The sequence below is a fragment of the Dellaglioa sp. CoH-56-MRSF-14 genome (assembly GCF_056782115.1).
In genome coordinates this window covers 1-340 of record NZ_JBXAYB010000053.1, presented here as the reverse complement: position 1 = coordinate 340, position 340 = coordinate 1, and the positions used below count along the sequence as shown (strand labels likewise).

1 protein-coding gene is annotated in these 340 nt (G+C 56.5%); it reads left to right on the top strand.

Features of this window, described 5'->3' with window-relative positions; translation table 11 throughout:
- Positions 1 to 340 (top strand): hypothetical protein (locus AC1RPX_RS07825; protein WP_481763333.1); only part of this gene is annotated, 340 nt, incomplete at both ends.

The window sequence follows — 340 nt, the reverse complement described above, 5'->3', positions numbered from 1 at the left end:
GTATCCGGAAGCCATTGAAAAGGGCTTCCTCGAACTCGAAACGCTCAACGATCACCTGCATGACAACGACTTCAAATGGATGGCTGAAGTCCAGCGTCGCGTCGATTTCGCGAAGCGCGCGCTGGAGATGGATGCGCTTCATTCCACCGGTCTCGTCACCGAAGTGGAGGTAGTCCTCATCGGCCATTCGAAGGACCAGAGTTCGTACTACCTGAAGAAATTCCCGCAGTGGGGGTCGATCGAGGTTCCGGGCTATACGGACAAAGCCACGAACCGGGAACTCGATGCCACGTACATTCGCGACCTGTTGTTCGGCGGTGGCGATTACTGGGATCAGGGC